Below are 16,239 nucleotides of genomic sequence, written 5' to 3'. Positions count from 1 at the left end.
CGATGCCTGCCAACGCCCCCATTGACCTCGCGCTGCTGGCGCAACTGCCCAACATCCCCCTTCGAGCCAAGTATCTGGTCCAAGGCTTTCTCTCCGGCTTCCACCGGAGCCCGATGAAGGGCAATAGCGTCGAGTTTACCGAATACCGCGCCTACCAGTCCGGCGACGAACCCCGCCGGGTGGACTGGCGTTTCTACGGGCGCTCGGACCGGCTTTGCGTCAAAGTTTTCGAGGAGGAGACGCAACTGCGCGTCTTTCTCTTCATGGACAGCAGCGCCTCGATGAAGTACGCCAGCGGCCAGAACGCCTTTACCAAGCTGGAATACTCCAAAACCACGCTCGCCGCGCTCGCCTTCCTCGCCTCGCGGCAGGGCGATTCCTTTGGAGTCGCTCACCTTGGCGACGAAATGGAGCACTTCCTGCCCGCGCGCTCCCGCAACGGCCATTTGAAAGCCGTTTTCGCGCGGCTTGAAGCTCCCCCCCGCTACCGCAAGACGCGGATCGCCGCGAGTCTGCTCGCCCTGGCCGAACTGCTGCCCAAGCGCTCCATCGTCATCATCGCGAGCGATTTTTACGACGACCTCCCGGCTCTCGAAACCGCCTTCGGACGGCTCCGCTACGATGGCCACGACCTGATCGCGCTGCAAGTCCTCGACCCGATCGAAATCGAGTTCAACGACATTCACGGCATCCTCGTCGACGTGGAAACTCAGCAGCGGATGCAAACCAGCAGCCACGAAATGCGGGAGAGCTACCTAAGGCGCTTCGGGCAGTTCCAGCGGGACCTCGCGGACGCCGTGGGGCACCGGGGCGGCGACTTCATCGCGCTGCGAACCGACCGCTCTCCGCTCGAAGCGCTCTCGGCCTACCTTGCCCACCGCGAACAAAAGCTCTGACGCGTTTCCCCCCCAATTTTAGCTCAATGCATTGGCTCCACCCCCAGTTCCTGGCCATCGGCCTGCTCATCGGCCTGCCCATCCTGCTCCATTTCCTGCGGAAAAAACCGCGCGAAATGCGACCCTTTCCCACGCTGCGCTTCGTGCTCCCCAGCGTGCTCGAACACCGCCGCCAGCATCGCATCCTGCGCTGGCTGGTGCTCGCCGCCCGGTGCGCGTTGATCCTCGCGTTTGCCGCCGCCTTTGCCCGCCCCTTCAAAGCCAGCCCGCCCGACCCGTTCGCGCGCGCGGTCATCATTGCCGTGGATAACTCCTTCAGTATGCAGACGAAGGGGCGCTGGGAGGAACTCCGGAAGTGGGCCGAGCAAACCATCGGCACGCTCGGGCCGGGGGACCGCGCGGGGCTGCTCCTCATGGGGCCGACCCCCACCTGGGCCGTGCCGTTGAGCGAAAACATGAGCGAAGTGCTGGCCGCGTTGCGCAACCTCCAGCCGGGCTACGAATCCGTCCGTTACGGCCCCTCGCTGACCCTGGCCGCCGAGACGCTCGCGCACACTTCGGCGCTGGTCAAAACAGTGGTCTGGATGGGCGATGAGCAGGCGGGGAGCTGGCGCGATGTCGATTTTTCCAAGCCGCTCCCGCCCGGGATTAACGTGATGTTCCCCCCGGCCCGACCGGCCCCCGCCCGCCAGGCCGCGATCACGCGGGTCATCAGCCACCCGGCTTCCATCGAAGTGCAGATCCGGCTCTTCTCGCCCGCGCGCGATCGGCGTCAAATAACGCTGACGGTCAATGGCAAAACCTCCGCCCCCGTGAGCGTCGATCTCGATGCGAAGACCCCGGCATCCATTTCCCTGCCGCTGGAGCCGGGCATGGCAGACTGGGTGCGCGTGGCCCTTGATGCGGATGATTGCCCCGCCGACGACATCGCGTGGGCCGCCACCCGCTCTGAGTCGGCGCTCAGTGTCATCCTGCCTTCCGCGCCGGAGCCGGATTTCCTCAGCAAAGCCATCGCCGCGACCGAGCAGAAAGGCCTGCAAGCCCTGAAAATCCAGGCTCCGGCGGACGCCCCCTGGCCCCTCGACGCCGTTGCGGTTGTGCGTGGCAACGAAGTGCTTCGGCCCCCGCTGCTCAACCGGCTCAACGCATTCCTCAACGCCGGAGGCGCGGCCTGGGTGGCCTTCGACGGTTCGCTCGAACAGCTCGCCTGGCTGAAAACGCGCGGCATCACTGCTTCGCCCCTCCACGGCAAGCCGCATCTCTCGCGGTTCGATATTGATCACCCCGTCTTTTCCGCCCTGGCCGAATCCAGCCTGATGCCGTTGCTGGAACCGGAGTTTTCCGGCGGTTACGGCCTCTCTGGCGAAGGGCTATCCCCGCTCGCGCACTGGAGCGAACCGGCGAAATCGACCCTCTCGATCGCGGAAACCGGGCACATGATCGTCAGCGGGTTCGGCTTGTCCCGCACAGCTTCCTCGCTGCCGATCAGCTCAGCCTTCGTGCCGCTGGTGCACCAAATCCTGACCTACCTCGGGCAGGCGGAAACCTCGACCCATGACAGTCACCTCGTTGTAGGCCATTCCGTCGAGCTGCCGCCGCAACCCGGCACCTGGGCCGCCGTGGACACCCCGGGCCTGCCCGGCGAACCCACGGAGGTCAACGGGGCCGTCGTTCCGCAGCAGCCCGGTCTCTACCGGTTTACCCCCGGCTCGGCGAACGCCAAAGCCAACGCCAAAGCCACTCCGCAGCCCAGCGTCGCCGGTGCCCGCCTCTACGCGGTGAGCGTCGCCGATGAGGAGTCCGATCTTACCCCGATGAAAGACGCCCCTTGGCTGAAGCTGCAAAACCGCGATCCTGCGCCGCCGCCGGAAGCCTCGCAAAGCGCGCAATTCCGCGAGACCGAGGGGAACGCCCGCAAAAACGCCAACGCCTGGTGGTGGCTCGCCTTTGCCGCGCTGGTGCTGCTGGTTGCCGAAACCGCCCTTTCCAACCGTACCGCGTTATGAGCGACCCTCTCCAATTTTTGAGCGCCGAGTGCCTCCGGAAAAAACTGCGTCCCCTCCTTTGGACCTGCTCGGGTGGCATTTTCGTGGCTCTTGGACTGCGCGTCTGGGCCCGCTTCCTGTGGCTGCCGACGCTCGGGATCACCTTCCTCTCGCTAATCGTTCTGGCGCTCCTCTTTCGCCCCAAACGCAAAGCCATCGCCGCTGATCTCGATGCCCGGCTGGGCTCTAAAAACCGGCTGGAAACAGCCGAGGAACTGGCCGGAAATCCCTCGCCGCTCGCCCGCGCTCAACGGGAGGAGACCGCGCGAGCCCTTAAGAAAGAAACCGCGCGCCGCCGCTTCCCCGTCTTTTCTGCGAGCACCGCGTGCCTGGCCTTCCTCACGATGATCTGCCTGCTCTGTTGTGATTCCGTAACCTGGCTGATGGGGCTGGCCCATGCCCAGGCGAACGCGCCGAAGGAGGTCCCCGAAAACCGGCCCCTGGCGGAATTCCGCTGGAAAGCCCCCGAAGCGGAATCCATGGGCACGAAGGTCGAGGAGATCCCGCTGACGGCCGAGGCTGATTCCACCTCGGGTCTCAAAGAGGTCGCGCTTGAGCTCCGGGTCAACGGCGAAGTGCGCCCCCCCGTTCCCGTCAGCCCGGACGTTCAGAAAGAACTGCTCAAACCGGGCAGCCACCCGCTGGATCTCTCCATCTACCTGGATGAGCTGAATGTCGAAGCCTACGATGTCGTCAGCTACAGCCTCAAAGGGATGCGCCAAGCGCCCCAGCCGCTGCCGCCCACCGTTTCGCCGGTGCAGTTCATCCAAATCCGCCCATTGCGCGAAGATGTCCGGATTATTGAGAAAGATGGAGTATCACGAGATGCGTTCAACCTCATCATCCAGCTAAAGCTTGCCCAGCTCCAGTTGGTAAAGCAAAACTCCGTCCTAACCTACGCCGACCTCTCCAAAACCGACCCCGTCTGGCAACGCGAAAACGGGCGGGTAGGGGAGGACCAGCACGTCCTCGCAAACAAAGTCCATGAGGGGCTCCCCGTGCTCATTGATTTGAAGGTGGACGCCGAAGTGATCGACCTGCTCACCCAGGCCGAACCGCTGATGCGCAATGCGGCCGCCACGATCAAGGGAACCGAAAACGGCAAGGCGATCCCCGATCAGGAACACGCCCTGGCCCTCATCACCGAAGCGCAAAAGCACTTCATGAAGGTCGTCAATCTGAAGTCAGGCAAAGGCGCGGCGCCCCCTCCGCCCCAGGACCCTTTCAAGGATCGTCAGCGGCTCCAGCTTCCCAAACGCGAGGAGACCGCCGCGGGCAAACTGGAGCAGCTTGCCGAAAAGCAGGCGAAGCTGACGGACAAGCTGAACCAGGCCAAGCCGGACGCCGCCGAACTGGCCAAGGAACAACAGGAAGTCCACGAGGGTATCGGGGGCCTTTCCGGTAAGCTGGAAACGGACGTCAGCAAGGAGCTGACCGAAGCCGCCGAAGCCGCTCGGAACTCGGCCTCCCAGCTTGAAGCGAAAGACCCAACGGCGGCCAAGGAACCTGCCAGCCGCGCGGCGGAACGGCTCCAAAGCGCGGTCAATAAAATGCTGGAGGAAGCCCGCAAGGAAGCGCTCGCGACCTTGCAGAAAGCCCAGCGCGAGTTGAATCACATTTCCGACGAAATGGAGCAAGCGGGAGGAAAGGGCAACCCCCAAGCCGCCGAAAAAGCCCGGAACGCCCTGGCCGCCGCGGCCGGTAAGCTCGACGAGGAAGCCCTGAAGCAGAGCGAACAAGGCTCCGCGCTTTTCGCCAACCAGTTGCGTGATCTCGCCAGCCAGCTTCGCACCGCCGACCCCTCGAAATTCGCCGCGCCAACGCAGCAAACCGCCGCCCAATCCGGCACCAGCGGCAACGCTCCCGGCACCGCCTCCGCCAGCGCAACTCCCGCCACGGCCCCGGGCTCGATGCCCAAGCCTGACCCGGATTCCAAGAAAGAGGGCTCCGCGGGCTCCCCTCCGGATCAAACGGACCGGCTGGGCTCCGGCGTCGATGCGCTGGCCCAGAAACTCGCGGATGCCCAAGCTCGCATGGCCTCCAGCCAGGACCTGCTCCAGCGTTCCCTGCAAGACGTCCTCCGCGCCAAAGCCACTCTGGATCGTATCGCCAGCGGCAAATCCGGCGAACACGGCATCACCGAAGCCGAACGCGCCGCCGGGCTGCAGGAGATCCTCGATACGCTTAAGGAAACCTCCCAGCGCACCGCCTCGGTCCTCGCCGTATCGCAGCCAGGCAACGGCACCCAGGGCAAAGATCCCAACGCATCGGGTTCCAGCAATCAAGTCTCAAACCACGGCGCGAGTGGCGCGGCACAGGCCCAGCCAAAGCTGGATAACCTCCGGCGGCCCTTCACCCACCGCGTCACCGACGTGCGGGACGCCGCCGAACCGCTCGACACCCTCATCGCCATGATTTCCAAAACCCTGGCCGACCAGCAGCGCGAGCAGCCGATCGCCACCGGCAATCCCGACCAGGCGCCGCCCGCCTACCGGGAAGCCGTGGCCAAATACTTCGAACAACTCTCCCGCTCCAAAGCGAAATGACGACCACGCTTCAAACCTTGGAATGGCGCTTCGGCGGCTTCCTTCAACACGGCAGCCCGGTGCTCGGCTGGAGCCTGCTGGCTCTGCTCTTCGCGCTCGGAGCCGCCTCTGTCTGGATCAGCTACCGCAAACCGCGCGCGCCACTCAATCTTACCCAGCGCATTCTGCTCTGCTCCCTGCGCGGCCTGGTCTTCGCCGGGCTGGCGCTCATGCTGGCCAATCCCACGCGCGTCAGCCGCGAAATGCTCCCTCCGCCGCCCAAAAAGCCGCTCGCCGTGCTGGTCGACCAATCCGGCAGCATGACCGCCCAGGACAACCGTGGGCGGTCCCGGCTCCAGGACGCGCTGCAAACCTGGAAGCGGATCGAGCCCTCGGCCCGCGAGATGTTTGGCGTGCTGGATTACTTCAGCTTCGCCACCCAGCTCACCTCGGCGGGCTCGCTAAAGGGCGTGCTTGAGCACAAGGAACCCGAGGACGAAACCCGCCTCAACTTTTGCCTTGCCGACGCCCTCCGGCACAACGGCGATTATGCCGCCCTCGTCTGCATCACCGACGGCCTGGACACCACCTCCGCCCCCTTTGACGAAGCCATCAAGCGCAGCCAGGCCACGCGGACGCCGATTTACTTTCTCCCGTGCCACAACCGCCTCCAGGCCAAGCCCCTCCTGGCCATCCGCGAGATCAACGCCCCCTCGGAAACGATGCAGCGCACCGAAATCCCCTTCAACGCCGTCGTGGATTGCTACACCCCGGCGGCGAGGGACATTCCCCTCACGCTCCATGCGGGCACCGGTGTGGTCGCCAGCGGCACGCTCCACGCCGAGGCCGGGTTCGGCAGCTATCCGTGGCGCACCTCCGTCACGGCCCAGGCCCCCGGGCTGGTCGATCTCCAGCTCACCGTCGGCAATCCGGGCGAAAAAAAAGAAGCCCACGCCCTCGTGCGCGTGACCGACCGCAAATCCATCAATCTGCTCGTCTACCAAGGCACGCTCGACTGGGGTTTTCGGTTCCTCAGCGACGCCATCGCACGCGACCCGAGCTTTCACATGACCGGCCTCTTCGATTCCTCCACGCGGGTACGCATCCTCACCGGCGGGACCGACGCGGGAGGCCTCACCGACCTTCCCTCCTCGCGTAGCGCGCTCGGGAAATACAACATCATCGTCGTGGCCAATGCCGACGTCGCCCAGCTCGATCCCGAGCAACAAGAAGCGCTGCTCGCCTATGTTCGCGACGGCGGCGGCGTCCTCTTCATCGAGTCCGATACGCACCTCGCCACGCGGTTCTCCGGCTCCACCCTGGAGCAGATGCTCCCCGTATGGTTCTGTCCCCCCGAGCCGCGCAACCTTCACGGCGAAGCCGAGGCGCGCTTCATGAACATGATGGGGCCCAGCCGGGGCAACGGAGCCGAAACCCGTTTCGCCGCCGTCGCCGAGCAGCGCGACACCCAGCCGCGCCTGGCCAAGTTCCAGATCGTCGACACCGCCGCCTTGGCCCCCGTCCTCTCCGCCCCGGGCAAACCCGGCATCGCGCTCCAGCCCATGTTTACCTCCTACGCCCGGGTGGAAAGCGCCAAACCGGGCGCCCGAATCCTCGCCGTCCACCCGACGGAGACCAACCCTTCGACCGGTGCGCCCTCCATTCTGATGGCCAGCCAGCAGTTCGGCAAAGGCCGCTCCACCGTCCTGACCACCGACTCCCTCTGGCGCTGGAAGCTCTCCTTGCCGAGCGGCTCAAGGGAAGCTGAAACCTTCTGGCAACAGCTCCTCGTCTGGTTGGCGCAGCCTTCCCTCAATGCCATCCATTTCGTCAAACCGAAGGTCGAAGTCCCCGTGAACCGCCCCGTCCGCTTCGTGCTCGAAGGCAACGCTGATCTGCCCGCCGTTACCGTCCAGAGCGGCACCAGCCAACCCTCCGCGCCGCTCCCGGTCTCCCGCGCCGCCGACGGCACCTTTGAGGTGAAATGGACCCCCATCGCAACCGGCCCCGCGACCCTAACCGGCTTCGATTCCTCCGGCGCGGAAACCTCCATTGCCGTCGCCGTTGTGGAATCCCAGGCCACCCTGGAAACCTCCAACATTCCGCCCGACCTCGACCTCCTTCGCAACGTCGCCGAAAGCACCGGCGGCGAACTGATCCAAAACGGCATCCCCACCTCCTGGCGTCGCCTGGCCGAAGCCCCGCGGAGCATCGTCGTTTCCGAAAACCTCACCCTCCTCTGGAACCGCTGGCCACTCCTTCTCGCCTGCCTCGGGCTCTATAGCGTCGAGCTGCTTCTGCGCCGCCGCTGGAACCTCATTTAGTCATCGCCAAAACAAGCCCGGATATGAACAACAACCTCGACCGCAGAGCCTTCCTCAAACTGCTTGCCGCCAGCGGGTGTGCCTCCTTCCTCGGTTACACGCGATCTTTCGGCGATCCCGCCCTCAAGCCCGCCACCCAGGGCCCCGTTTGCCCCTGGGCCCGGCTTCATCACCGTTGCGTCAACGGCGACGACGACGACTGGAACGTCCATCCGCACGGCGACCTCAACCTGATCGAGCACATCACCACGCATACCAGCGTCAACCTCGATCGCAACTGGAACATCGCCAGGCTCGACAAACTCGACGAAATGGTTCGCTACCCGTTTCTCTTCATGCACAGCGAATTGGCGCCCGATTTCACCTCCGAGGACCGTGCCAACCTTCGCGAATACTTTTTGCGCGGCGGCTTTTTATTCGCCGAGGACTGCGTTAACGGCAAGGGGCGCACCGGCAGCCACTCCAACACCGACTATTTCTTCCAGCGCATGGCAACCGAACTCCCCGCCATCCTCCCCGAGGCGAAATTTGGAAAAGTGCCATTTGACCATCCCGTATTTCACTGTTTTTTCCACATCTACGGCGGCCTTCCCCACATGCAAGGCATCCCGCACGGCCTCTACGGAGCCACCTACAACGGGCGGCTCGTCGCGCTACTGAGCCCGTCGGACACCCACTGCGCTTGGACCGGCTGGTTCAGCGAAGCCAAGCGCCGGGCCGGGCTGCAAATGGGCACCAACATCTACCTCTACGCAATGACCCAGCCCACCCCGGGCGGTTTTTGACCAAATCCGGTTCCTCCGGGAACCTCCTGAGTGAAAGGCTTGGCCGGTGAGGCAAGGAAACCAACCCGCCCCGATTGCAGCTCTTTTAAAGATGGATCGGATTTTTGTCCGGAACGCCCACGAGTACGTTTGCCGGAACGGTCACCTCTTTTTGAACGCGGCCTGATGCATCCCTCCATGCACGCACATGCACCGGCCCCCGGATCGTCGGCACCGTTCCCTCGGCAAAGTCCAGATAGCCCAACTGCGGCTCGATGACGATATTGCCATAGCCAGGCTCCAGCGGGCGCACCCCCAAGACATAACGGGGGATGATATTCCCCGGCGCAGTGCCCCAGGCGTGATTCCAATCCTGATTCGGCTTCAAGGTCTGATCCCACGCCTCCCAGGTGATCGTCGCCCCTTTTTGCAGCATGTTCAGCCAGCTCCTTAATCCCTCGGAAGTCATGAGCTCAACGGCATAGTCCGCTTCGCCAGCTTTGAATAGCGCTTCCAGCAGGTATTGCGCGACATAGACAGAGCAGGCCATTCCTCTCGATTTGATCCATGCGACAACCGCGGCTTGCTGCGTCTCCGGCACCAAGTCAAATGCCAGCGGGAACACGTTTGCGTGAAGCGAGGCGTGGCTGGACCCGATGCCATCGAGGTAACAGCCCCGCTCAGAGTCGAACAAAACGGTGTTGAAGGCTTCTTTTAGCTTCGCGGCCCGGGCGGTGAAATCAGCGGCATCGCCGGGGAACCCAAGCGCCCTGGCAATTCGGGTCATCAAAACGAGCGTTTGGTAATGGAACGCATTCACTACGGTGTTAACGGGCAGCAATTCATAACTGTCCCGTTCGGCCACCGGCCAATCGACGATATCGCGAAGCGCGCCGGTATCGATCAGCCCATCGGGCCGGGTGTAGGCATTTAGGAGTTTCTGGCTCTTTAGCAGCTCGTAGTTCCGGGCCAGGGAGCGAAGGTCGCCGGTGGCCTCGTAGTCAGCCCATGCGATGAGGATGGAATGTTGCTTCCATTCCGTGGGCCAGGTGGAGTGAATGAGCAAGTGTTCATGCGTCCGCCGCGCCAGGGAATACTCGCGGTCGGCCGCGTAGTGGCAGAGTTGGTTGATGTAGGCGTCGGCTTCGTAGGGAATCCGTTCCCGGTCGCCATCGACGTAATAGCCTGCGAAGGAGGTAGCCAAAATCGAATACCGGCAAAGTTCCCAGACCTGGTCGAGTCGCTCGTCCGAGGAGGAAAACGAGGCGGCTTGTTCGTCGAAGGGATACTGAACGCGCATCATGCGAACACCATCCGCCGCAGGGAAATCGCCAGGGCAGCCGATCAGCTCTGCATACCGGAAGGGCATGATGACACCAAGCTCCTTCGGCAACGGAATGGCCAGGCGGCAATCGGGAATTTGGGGATCGTCCCCCGTGTTCCGCAAATCCGGGGATAACTCAACGCGCTGGTTTTTGCCTCCCTGCTTCAGCGTGATCAAAACCGAGGCGTAGCGAATCGTCCCCTCTGGCTGGGTGTCGATGCGCCCTTGCGAAAGCTTCTCGCCCAGCCGCACCTCCAGAGTCAGCTCATGCTTCAATGTGGAGCCGTCAATTTCGAGCCATCCGAAGGCGGCCTTTCCAAAGTCAATGAACCAAGTGTTCGAGGCGCGATATTCGCACTTTACCGGAATGATCGGGCGGACCTCCTGCGGATAGTAGCTCACGGGAATCGTGCCTGGCTTGCCCAACCCAAAATGCTGGGGCTCGGCCCACTCGCTGGCATCGGCCTGGCCCGCCCAAGTGCACACCGTCCAATAATAGGAGCCGCCGGTTTTAAGCGGCAGGCCCCCATACGGGATGGCGACGGATTGAGCTGATTCCACCCGTCCTGTGTCCCAGAGATCACCCACGCCATCGCGCCATAGGTCGGGATGCGTGGAGACCAGAATACGGTAGGCAGCTTGAGCCGCGCCTGGATTCCCGCCGTTGACCATCCAACTGAAAGAGGGAATCTCATTGAGAATCTCCGCGCGCTCTGGAAATGCCAATAAATCGCACATCAGCCCACAGGGCGGCTGGTGGAAAGGTTTTTCGTGGTGAGGGGGGATCTCTGTCCGCATTCCGAAAGTTTGATTGGCGTGACCCCGAATGGCAAATTGGTTCTGAATGCCAAAAACGCCAATTTCTATATGCGGAGTTCGTCAGTGACTCCCACGATTTAGGAACCCACCACCAGCTTTCGTTGGCTCAGTCGCTCTTAGAAAGGCGCGTTGATATCGACGACCCCGATGACCTTATGGTTGACGAACTCTTTAATGCCAAGGTGCGTCAACTCCCGGCCATAGCCCGAACGGCGGACGCCGCCAAAGGGAATGTCGGCTTTCACCATCGTCGGATGGTTCACAAAAATCATGCCCGTTGAGATTCGCGCGGCGACTTCCGCACCATGCTTGGGATCAGAGGTAAAGACCGATCCGCCAAGCCCGAAGGGGGAGTCGTTCGCGATCTGGACGGCCTCATCCTCGTCTTTGGCGCGCAGAATCATCGAGACAGGGCCAAAGAATTCCCAATAGTAGGCGGGATTCTCGGGCGTGAGGTGAGTCAGGAGGGTCGGCTGAACGAAAGCGCCCTTGGAAGGGACCTTCGGGCCGACTTCAACCGCGACCGCGCCATGTGCGACAGCCTGGCGGATTTTCTCCCTCACTCCGTCAGCTGCGGCCTGCGATGAAAGCGGTGCCAGAGTGGTCTGCGGGTCCGAGGGATCGCCCGCGCGAAGGGCCGCCACTCCTGCCGTGTAGCGTTTGAGGAAATCGTCATAAACGGCCTCCACAACGATGATCCGCTTGGAGGAGACACAGACTTGCCCGCCGTTCCAGTGCCGCCCGAAAACGGCCCACTTGACGGTCTGCTCCAGCTCGGCATCCGCGAGGACGACGAAAGCGTCGGCGCCGCCGAGTTCCAGCGTGGATTTCTTGAGCACCCGTGCCGCCTGGACGGCCACGGTTGCGCCCGCCTCCTCGGAGCCCGTCAGCGCGACGCCGCGGACGCGCGGGTCGTTGATGATCTGCTCAAGCTGCTGTCGCGTGGCGTAAAGGTTCTTAAACCCGCCCTCCGGGAGCCCGGCTTCCAGCATCAGTTTTTCAAACGCGTCGGCGCTCTGCGGCACGTTGGAGGCGTGTTTGAGCAGGATCGTGTTGCCCGCCGAGAGCTGGGGCGCGATGATGCGGGCGATCTGGTAATAGGGGAAATTCCACGGCTCGATGGCGAGCAGGACGCCCAGCGGCTCGTGGACGATGATCACTTCGCCTTCCGCCGGATCGGCCACCGGAAGCGGCTCGGGTTTCAAAAGGTTTTCAGCGTTCTTCGCGTAATATTCGAAAATCTGGGCCGACAGCTCGACCTCAGCTTCCGCCTCCGCGGTGATTTTGCCCATCTCGAGCGTCAGGATTTTTGCATACTCCTTCTTGCCCCGGCGCAGGAGAAACGCGGCCCTGGTCATGACGGCGGCGCGCGCGGCGAAAGAGGTTTTCCTCCAGGATTGAAACGTCTCGTCCGCTTTGGTGATGGCCTGCCCGACTTCGGCGTCCGTCGCGTCCGGGAAGGTTTTCACGAGTTCGTTGGTGTAGGGATTGATCGTTGCGTATGGCATATTTTCCTTCGGTGGTTGACGAAAATGATTACCGGATAAGATCAATTTGTTTTGTGAAATTGAGGTCGTCCTGTCCTCTTCTATTCGCTTCCGGGAGCATAGCCCCGTGGATGAGCTACGGGAAATACCTTCTTGTTTGGGTGAGCATGCCTGGGGGGCCTGCTGGCGACTTTGCCGGAAGACCCTCGAAATCCGCTCTCTCCCCTGGACAAAATAAAGCCCGCCCTATTCATCACAAACCCTAATGAATGGGGCGGGCTTTGGGAGTAGGCATTTGTAACAACATCAACTATGCCACCATCTCTCAGCTATCGAACAATACCCTACCGAGGGTCGGCATTTTCCGGTAGTCGGTAGTTTTACCGACACGGCGTCAATTTTCCCGGCCAAAGTAGCGCGCCACCGCCTGGGAGCGCGATTGCACGTGAAGCTTGCAGTAAATCCGCTCAATGTGGGTGCGCACGGTCGAGTAGCTCACCTGCATCATGTCGGCGATCTCTTTGTAAAGGTACCCCTTGGCCAGCAGGTCGAGCACTTCGCGCTCCCGGGGCGAAAGGCCTTCGTCCTCCGTTTGGGGGGCCTGGGGTTTCTGAAACGACTGCACGACAAGCCGCGCGATGCTGCTGGTCATGGGGGCCCCGCCGCCGATCACGTCGCGCACCGCCGCCAGGAGCTGCGCGGCCCGCACCGGCTTGGTAAGATAGCCCACGGCCCCGGCCCGCAGGGCGTCGAAAATGGTCTCCGTGTCGTTGAAGACCGTCAGCATCAGAATGTGCGAGTGCGGGTCGAGCTTGGAGAGGCGGCGCACGCATTCCACGCCGTTGATGCCCGGGAGGTTGATGTCCATGATGACCACGTCGGGCGTGGCCGTCTCCATGGCCGCGAGCGCCTCTTCGGCGGAACCGTATTCGCCTGTGCAGAGGCATTCTGGATCGCTGGCAAGGATGGTGGCGAGGGTTTTTCGAATTCGGGGATCGTCCTCGACGATGGCGACGGTGATGGACATGGCAGATGAAGCTTTAGGCATATTGACCCGGGCCCGGCTTGGTGGCAGTCGGTAGTTCTACCGACAAGAGGGTTGCGGTCCCTTGGCCCACGGCACTTTCCTGCTCGCAGCAGCCGCCGATTTCGCGCATCCGGGTCCGGAGGTTCTCCAGACCGTCGCGCGTGGAGGCGGGGTCCGCAAGCGCCTCTTGCGCGAATCCCCGACCGTTGTCCCGGATGCGGATGTGCAGCCAGGAGGCCTCCCAGCGGATCTCCATGCGCACTTCGCTCGCCTCGGCGTGCTTGACGATGTTGTTGAGGGTCTCTTTGACCGCCAGGCAGACCTGGTGGCGCACAGTGGAGGCCACGGTGACGGGCGGCAGCATCGTGGGCACTTCCAGGCGGCAGGGGAGCGAGGCGCTTCCCAGGAAGTCGCGGGCGAACTCCACCAGGTAGGAGATCAGCTTTTCCAGCGTATCGTTGGCCGGGTTGATCGACCAGACGATTTCGTCCAGCGAGCGGGTCAGATCGCGCGCGGTCTGGAAAATGTCATCGAGGTATTTGCGGCCTTCGTTCAGGTCGGCCTGGGCCAGTTCGCTTAAGAGCGCCACCTCCGTCAAGCCCGCCCCCACTTCGTCGTGGATGTCCCGCGCGATGCGGGCCCGTTCGCGTTCGAGCATTTGTTCGTGCTCCAGCTCCCGCAGCTTGCGGCGGGCTTTGAGGCGCTCCCGCCAGACCAGCAGCACCACGATCCCTGAGAAGCCCAGCGCGACCGCGCCCGCCCGGAAGCCCATGGTCTGCCAGAAGAGCGGGGGAATGGTGAAAGCGAGAGAGCTATCCGCAGAGCTCCAGACGCCGTCGCGGCCGCACGCGGCAACGCGGAAGCGGTAGTTGCCCGGCGGGATCTCCGCATAGGAGGCGCTGCGCCGCGTATCCGGGATCGACCAGTCGGCATCCAGCCCCTCAATCCGGTACTTGAACCGGACTCGCTCGGGGGCGAAATATTCCGGCGACGTAAAGCGGAACTCGATTTGCCGGGCCTGCTTGGGGAAAAGCGCCAGATGCGTCCTGGCGCTCCCGGTCAGCCCGGCGCTCCAGGCGGTGGCCTCCGCGATGCGCACCTCCTCCAAATAAACGAGCGGGGTCTCCGCCGTCTTGGGGAGCGCCTTCGGGTCGGCCATGACGAGCCCGTCCATGGTTGGGAACCAAAGCCGCCCGTCCGGGGTTTTCACCGGCTTCGTGCCCGTGCATTCCTCGCTTTTCATGCCGTCGCCCCGGCCGAAATAGTGAACGGCCAGGGTCGTCTTGGCTCCGCCGTCCACCTCCGGGAATTCCGAGAGATAGATGCGCATCAACCCCGAGCGAGTGCCCAGCCAAAGGTAGCCGAAATCATCCTCAGTAATTTGCCGGATCGCGTCATCCGTCAGCCCCTGGGCCACGGTGAAAACGCTCATCCGGTTCTTCACCCAGCGCATCAGCCCGGCAGAAGTCCCCACCCAGAGCGCGCCCGATTTGTCGCGGTAAATGGCCCGCACGGAATTGTCCGGCAGCCCTTCGCCTTTCTGGAACCAGACCGCCGAGCCGTCGCGCAGCAGCTTCAGGAGGCCGAGCGTCTGGTAGCCTACCCAGAGCGTCCCGTCGTCGTCCTTGTAAATGACGTTCACCGTATCCTTCGAGGCCCAGTTGCCGACGTCGGCGGGTACCAGCCCGGCGTCCGTCACCCGGGAGAGCCCGCCGAGCGTGCCCACCCAGATCCGTCCGGCGTGATCCTGCGCCAGCGTGGTAATGGCCGGGATATCCACACCCTTCGGCGGCAAAATCAAGTCCACCTTCCCGTTTTTCCAGCGCCAGAGGTTGTGCGAATGCGTGCCGATCCAGATCGCTCCGTCCCGGGACTCCAGTAGCGCCGAGGCCGTGGTGTCGGCCGGGTAGACATCGATTCCGGCGGGCGCGAGGGCCCCGAGCGCGCCCACCAGGGGCTTCATTCCCGGGATGCCCACCCACCATTGCGATCCCGAGACGAGCACCGAGATAAAGGCCTCTTTCTCCAGCCCCAGGCCCGAGGAAAACACCTGCACCGCCTTGGGCGTCAGCCGCATGAGCCCGCCGGTGCCCGCGATCCAGAGCCCGCCCTCGCGGTCTTCCTTGAAGCAGCGTACCGAGAAGGGGAAAAAGCCGTCGCGCGTGGTCAGTTCGCTCCATTTCTCGCCGCGCCACCGGAAGAGCCCCCGCAACGTCCCCACCCAGAGCTCGCCGCCCTCGCGCTCCTGAACGGTCTGGATGCCGTGCCAGTCGAGCTGGCCGTCGGGGAAGGGGATCTCCTTCCACCCGGTGGCCGTGCGGCAAAGGAGACGGCGCGCGTTCACCACCCAGAGCGTCCCCGAGGGGCCCAGGTGGACCTTGAGCAGCTCCTCCTCGGCGTATTCCGGCGGAAAGTCCTCGGGCGTATAGACGCCGTTATGAAAGCGCAGCAGGCGCGTACTCCGGTCGTCGCGCTTGGCGATCACGACAATCTGCCCGTCCGGGCCCGCGTCCATTTCCCGAATGGCGTAGTGCATTCCCTCCACCGTACAGGGGAAGGGGGCGGTCTGCGTCCCCTCAAGGCGGTAGAGCCCGTGTTCACCCGAGGCCCAGACGGTTCCCTTGGGGTCTTCCTCCAGATTCTCGATCTTTTCCTTCCCGCCGAGGAAGGCGGTCCATCCGTGGCCGTCGTATTTCATCACCCCGCCCTCGCCGTAGAACCAGAGGGCTCCGCGATGGTCGGCCGTGACGCCCAGCCAGGTGGCCTGGCGCGGCAGCGCGGGGTCGATCCGCGTGAACCGCTGGCCGTCGAACTTCATGATCTGGTTCTGCGTGACGCACCAGACGTAGCCGTCAATCGACTGCTCGACCCCGTTAACGATATCCTCGCCCAGGCCATCCTCGCCGCGCCACTGGCGGATGCCGTAATCCGCGAGCATATTCTCGTTCGCGCCCAGCAGAAGGCCGACCGGGAGGAGGCAGAGCAGGAATAGAATGAGGGGGAACGGCGGCTTGCGCACGCACACCCT

Annotated in this window: 9 protein-coding genes; 5 read left to right on the top strand and 4 right to left on the bottom strand. The window is 63.4% G+C overall.

Annotated features, from left to right (window positions below):
• The first annotated feature begins 2 nt into the window (after positions 1–2).
• The 5 genes from B2828_RS12880 to B2828_RS12860 are packed head-to-tail and all read left to right on the top strand — an operon-like array spanning position 3 to position 8,575.
• A complete protein-coding gene (locus B2828_RS12880; RefSeq protein ID WP_479634161.1) occupies positions 3–896 on the top strand; it encodes a DUF58 domain-containing protein in 894 nt (297 codons plus the stop codon).
• 26 nt (positions 897–922) lie between these two features.
• Complete coding sequence (locus tag B2828_RS12875; RefSeq protein WP_479634160.1) at positions 923–2,902, top strand: vWA domain-containing protein; 1,980 nt, start codon at positions 923–925, stop codon at positions 2,900–2,902.
• On the top strand, positions 2,899–5,487 hold the full coding sequence (locus tag B2828_RS12870; protein WP_479634159.1) for a hypothetical protein: 2,589 nt from the start codon (positions 2,899–2,901) through the stop codon (positions 5,485–5,487). Before B2828_RS12875 ends, B2828_RS12870 begins: the two co-directional genes overlap by 4 nt.
• On the top strand, positions 5,484–7,790 hold the full coding sequence (locus B2828_RS12865) for a hypothetical protein (protein WP_479634158.1): 2,307 nt from the start codon (positions 5,484–5,486) through the stop codon (positions 7,788–7,790). The genes B2828_RS12870 and B2828_RS12865 overlap by 4 nt, the downstream gene beginning before the upstream one ends.
• Before the next feature lie 23 nt (positions 7,791–7,813).
• A complete protein-coding gene (locus B2828_RS12860; protein WP_479634157.1) occupies positions 7,814–8,575 on the top strand; it encodes a DUF4159 domain-containing protein in 762 nt (253 codons plus the stop codon).
• Positions 8,576–8,660: 85 nt separating this feature from the next.
• On the opposite strand, the gene B2828_RS12855 is transcribed toward B2828_RS12860, so the two are convergent.
• From B2828_RS12855 to B2828_RS12840, 4 genes are all read right to left on the bottom strand, one after another.
• A complete protein-coding gene (locus B2828_RS12855; protein ID WP_479634156.1) occupies positions 8,661–10,616 on the bottom strand; it encodes an alpha-L-rhamnosidase-related protein in 1,956 nt (651 codons plus the stop codon).
• A gap of 197 nt (positions 10,617–10,813) precedes the next feature.
• The gene (locus B2828_RS12850; protein WP_479634155.1) at positions 10,814–12,205 is read right to left on the bottom strand and encodes an NAD-dependent succinate-semialdehyde dehydrogenase; all 1,392 of its coding nucleotides are present in this window, start codon (positions 12,203–12,205) and stop codon (positions 10,814–10,816) included.
• A 373-nt stretch (positions 12,206–12,578) separates the two neighbouring features.
• Complete coding sequence (locus tag B2828_RS12845; protein WP_479634154.1) at positions 12,579–13,232, bottom strand: response regulator; 654 nt, start codon at positions 13,230–13,232, stop codon at positions 12,579–12,581.
• Positions 13,225–16,230: a two-component regulator propeller domain-containing protein gene (locus B2828_RS12840; RefSeq protein ID WP_479634153.1), complete on the bottom strand. Its 3,006-nt coding sequence runs from the start codon at positions 16,228–16,230 to the stop codon at positions 13,225–13,227. The genes B2828_RS12845 and B2828_RS12840 overlap by 8 nt, the downstream gene beginning before the upstream one ends.
• Positions 16,231–16,239: the final 9 nt, after the last annotated feature.

The organism is Spartobacteria bacterium UBA695 (assembly GCA_002298145.1).
In the GTDB taxonomy this organism is placed as follows: Bacteria; Verrucomicrobiota; Verrucomicrobiia; order Chthoniobacterales; family Chthoniobacteraceae; genus UBA695.
Note: the sequence above shows the minus strand (reverse complement) of the source record. Positions and strands in the feature narration are given on the sequence as shown.

Excerpts from the sequence above, each read along its gene's own strand:
- B2828_RS12880 (WP_479634161.1), top strand. The coding sequence starts at position 3 with ATGCCTGCCAACGCCCCCATTGACCTCGCGCTGCTGGCGCAACTGCCC.
- B2828_RS12875 (WP_479634160.1), top strand. The coding sequence starts at position 923 with ATGCATTGGCTCCACCCCCAGTTCCTGGCCATCGGCCTGCTCATCGGC.
- B2828_RS12870 (WP_479634159.1), top strand. The coding sequence starts at position 2,899 with ATGAGCGACCCTCTCCAATTTTTGAGCGCCGAGTGCCTCCGGAAAAAA.
- B2828_RS12865 (WP_479634158.1), top strand. The coding sequence starts at position 5,484 with ATGACGACCACGCTTCAAACCTTGGAATGGCGCTTCGGCGGCTTCCTT.
- B2828_RS12860 (WP_479634157.1), top strand. The coding sequence starts at position 7,814 with ATGAACAACAACCTCGACCGCAGAGCCTTCCTCAAACTGCTTGCCGCC.
- B2828_RS12855 (WP_479634156.1), bottom strand. The coding sequence starts at position 10,616 with ATGTGCGATTTATTGGCATTTCCAGAGCGCGCGGAGATTCTCAATGAG.
- B2828_RS12850 (WP_479634155.1), bottom strand. The coding sequence starts at position 12,205 with ATGCCATACGCAACGATCAATCCCTACACCAACGAACTCGTGAAAACC.
- B2828_RS12845 (WP_479634154.1), bottom strand. The coding sequence starts at position 13,232 with ATGCCTAAAGCTTCATCTGCCATGTCCATCACCGTCGCCATCGTCGAG.